This is a genomic window from Trueperaceae bacterium (genome assembly GCA_036381035.1).
In the GTDB taxonomy this organism is placed as follows: Bacteria; Deinococcota; Deinococci; order Deinococcales; family Trueperaceae; genus DASRWD01.
The window spans coordinates 1-3,924 of sequence record DASVDQ010000160.1 but is presented as its reverse complement, the minus strand read 5'-3'; the positions used below and the strand labels follow the sequence as shown (position 1 = coordinate 3,924).

Genomic DNA, 3,924 nt, shown 5'->3' with positions numbered 1-3,924 from the left:
GATTCGAGGAGCACGATGCAATCGAAGTGGCCGGGCGGCAGCGTGGCCTCCGCGTCGCCCCAGCGGACGGGGAGCCCGAGGCCGGCCACGTGGCGGAACTGCGACCGGCTGTTCGTCAGCCCCAGGGCGCGGCAGCGGAGGTCGCGGATCCACATCGCGAGCGGGCCGCCCCAGCCGCAGCCGACGTCGTAGATCCGGCCGCCGGCGGGGATGAACGGGTACAGCTGGGTCACCGCGCGTCGCAGCGCCGCGTCCATCGCGGCGTCGTCGGGCTCGGACTCCGTCGGCTCGAAGAGACCCGCGTGGTAGTGCAGCCCGGGGCCCAGCACGGCCGCCCACGTCGAGACGGCGCCATCGTAGAAGCCGCCGCTGTCGCGCGCGCGCCGCGCCGGCGGGAGACTGCGGTACAGCCTCGCGACCCGTCGCCCGAACGCCCTCGCGCCGCGCCGGACCCGGTCGCGCAACTCGCCGACGTCGGCGGGCCACGCGCCGTCGACGGGCGCGGAGGCGTAGAGCGTGACCGCCGGCTCGCCCGGGCCGACGCGCGCGGCGACGTGCCGGACCGGCACGCCTCGCCACAGGTGCGACGCCTCGGCGGGCAGGCCGAGTGCTTCGGCCAGCGCGACGAGGCCGGGGAGCGTGCCGGCGACCGGGCACCACGGCAAGGCGAGGTCGACCTGCTCGATCGAGCCGTCCGCGCCCTCGCGCAGCCAGAAGCCGGAGCCCTGGCGCAGCCGCTCGTCGTCGAGCAGCCGCGCGAAGCCGGCGCGCAGCCGGGCGTCGACGAGGTCGAGCGGCCGCACGCCGGACGGCGTCTCGGGGAGGAAATGGAACGCGTAGCGCAGGCGGCGCGGCTCGCCGCCCGGCCGCCAGCGCCAGGCGACATAACGGTCGGCCAGCGTCGCGGGCTCGCGGCCGTGGAGGTACAGCCGGAACTCGGGGCCGCCGCCGTCGAACGCGACGGCGATCCCCTGGCGGACCGGCAGCGCGTCGCGCCGCTGCGCGTCGACCACCGCCGCCGGAGCGCCGAGGCGCGCGAGCGCGCGGGCGACCGGCGCGAACGCGTCGGGCCCGCCGCCGTCGAGCCAGGCGCCGAACCGGTCGCCCGCCTCGACGCGCCCGGGGCGCAGCCGCAGCGAGAACTCGAGGTCGACGCCGGGCGCGCCGTCGAATTCGGCGCCGAGCCGCGCGAGCACGTCGTTCGCGGACGCCGGCGATGGCGCGGCGCCGATCTTGGCCGCCACGTCATCCGCGGACGACGACAATGGCGCGGCGTCCGCCGGGCACGCCGGCCGGGCGGTCGACCGGCTCACCACTTCGACGGATCCATCTTCTTCGCGTACTTCTTGAAGTCGCCGCCCAGGTCCTTGAAGTACTTCTCGATCTTCTTGTTCGAGTAGCCGGCCTCCTTGAGCCGCTTGCTCAGCTTCTTCGGGCTCAGGTCGTAGGCGTGCTCGAGGAAATTGCCGACCTCGTCGACCGCGTGGCCCGCATTCTTGAGCGCCTTGGCCACGTCGGCGGAGTACGGGTTCCAGGCGTTCTTGAGCGCATTGCCGATCTCGTCCACGCCGTAGCCGGCCTGCGTCATCCACTGCGCGGCCTGGTCCATCGAGGCGCCGTAGACGTTCTTGAGCACGCCGCCCACATCGGCGACGCCGGCGACGAGGCCGTCGTGCACGTACTTCGCCCAGCGCGCGGGGTCCGCGAACAGCTTCTTCAGCTCCTTCTCGACGAGCGCGGCCAGCGCCTCGGGGAGCGTGAGGAGCGACGCCGTGCGCACATCGAGGTCCACCCGCGGCAGCGCGTACTCGCGGCCCGCGTAGCGGAAGCCGCCCTCGAAGGCGGCGTGGGAGCGAGCGCCCTCTACGCCGACGTCGAGCGTGCCGTGCACGCCCGTGCCGATGTCGACCTTCCCGAGCGGGCCCAGGTCGATCGTGCCGATGCCCACGTCGAGCGAGCCGCCGGCGGCGAGCTGCGTCGGCCCGCCGATCTTGCCGTGCAGCGCGTAGGCGATGGCGCGGCCACGCTTGCCCTCGACGGCGAACGCGAGCCCGTCCACGCTCACGTCCAGGTAGATCGCCTCCTCGAGGCCGAGCATCTTCAGCCGCCCGTCGATCCGCGCGTGCGGGTGGCGGAGCCGCGGGTCCTCGTGCTCCGGCCGGCCGCTCGTGGAGATCGAGAGGTACGGCCCGCCCTTGCCGTCCATCGACTCCAGCACGAAGAGCGACTCGTGGCCGATGACGACGCGGTCCATCGCCCCCTCCGCCTCGATCCCCCGGCTCGGCATCACCATCACCTTCCCCTCGCCGTGGAACGAGAGGAGGTCGAAGCCGGCGGTCAGGAACGTGCCCTGCTGGAAGACGAGCGCGCCGATCGCCGTCGTCTGCGGCACGATGTAGAGCTGCGGCTCGAGCGTGACGCGGACCCCGTCCGCCGTCTTCTCCAGCTCGTAGTGCAGCATCGTGGTCATGTCGGTCAGGAACCAGTGCTCGCCCTTCTTCCCGACCGCCAGCACGACCTGCGCCGCTGTGGCCGGGATCGGGACGCCGTGCGCGGCGAACGCCGCCGAGACCGCCTCGAGGTCGCGGTCGTCGAGCGCGTCCGCGAGCGCGGCGTCGAGCGTGAACGCGCCGGTGCCGACCAGGCCGATGTGCGAAAGGACGGCGTCGACGTCCGACGGCGCGACGTCGCCGGCGAAGGTGTCGAGCACGTCCGCCAGCGTGAGGCCGCTTACCGCGCCGGCGAGCATGCTGCGCGACGGGTCCGCGCTGTCGAAGAAGATCGCGACGGACGAGTCGAAGTGCTCGACGGCGATCGACGCGGTGATGCCGACGCTCGGGATCGCCTCCCAGCTCATGCCGACGACGAGCGCGACGTTCGACAGCGTGATCCCCCCGAACTCCACGGCGCCCTTCATCGAGCCGGAGAGGAACGCGCCGTTCGGGACGAAGAGCAGCGTGACGTCGAACTGGACCGGCCGCCCCTGGATCGGGGCGGTCGCCGTCCCGGTCAGGAACCAACCGACCTCGCCGCCGCGCATCTGCCCGCCGAGCTGGCAGCTCAGCGACACGCCCTGGACCTGCGCGTCGACGCTCGCGTAGAGCCGGCTCTCCTCCTTCGGATCGCGCGCGACCTGCAACGTGACGCCGAGCGTGGCCTCGAGCGCGAGGAAGTCGCGCAGCAGCTTCTGCTCGCGCGACGTCGTGTCGAGCGTCCAGCGCGCGAACGCGTTCAGCCCCTGGATCACGCCGCCCGCGTGCGCCGGGAGCTTCAGGCTGCCGGTGCTCAGCGTCGGCGCGTTGAACGCGGCGAGGGAGGGGAAGGTGAAGCCGGGGTCGTCGAACGACGCCACCAGGAGCACGACCTGGTCGAGGTGGAACATGTCCTCGAACGGCGCGAGCGCGTCGAGCCCGGGGAGCGACGAGAGCCGCGGCACCGACAGGTCGAGCCCGGCCGCGAAGCCCCACCCGCCCGCGCCGCCGCCGACGCGGCGCGCCTCGAACGCGACGGTGCCCAGCCCTTCCATCGTCGTCGCGAACTGGAAGACCAGGTTCGGGCCGGACTCCTGGATCAGGACGTAGCCGTCCGTGAACTCGAGGTCGAACCCCTGCGGCAGCGCGACGGGGCGGTCCGTCAGCCCGCGCACCAGGTCGAGCAGCCGCACGTCCGGCAGCTCGGCGCGCAGGACGAAGTCGCCGGGCGTGTCGTACGCGAAGGCGAGCTCGAACGCGTCGCCGGGGCGGATCACGCCGCTGAACGAGCCCGAGGACGCGCCCTTGGCGGGTCGCGAGGCGAAGACGCGAACGTCGGAGACGGTCAGCGGGACGGGACCGAGGTCGAGCGTCCAGGGCGGGTCTTCGGCGATCACCGCCGCAACGGAGTAGGAGCCGTCCTTCGCGATGTCGAGCTCGAGGTCGTTGATGG

The 3,924-nt window shown here is 73.2% G+C and carries 2 protein-coding genes; both read right to left on the bottom strand.

Translation table 11 applies throughout. The annotated features are described in order from the left end of the window. A partial coding sequence (locus tag VF202_15710; protein HEX7041563.1) for a hypothetical protein occupies positions 1-1,244 on the bottom strand: 1,244 nt, incomplete at its 3' end. Between the two features lie 65 nt (positions 1,245-1,309). After that, positions 1,310-3,924, bottom strand: a 2,615-nt coding sequence (locus tag VF202_15705; protein HEX7041562.1) for a hypothetical protein, incomplete at its 5' end; no start/stop codon positions are given.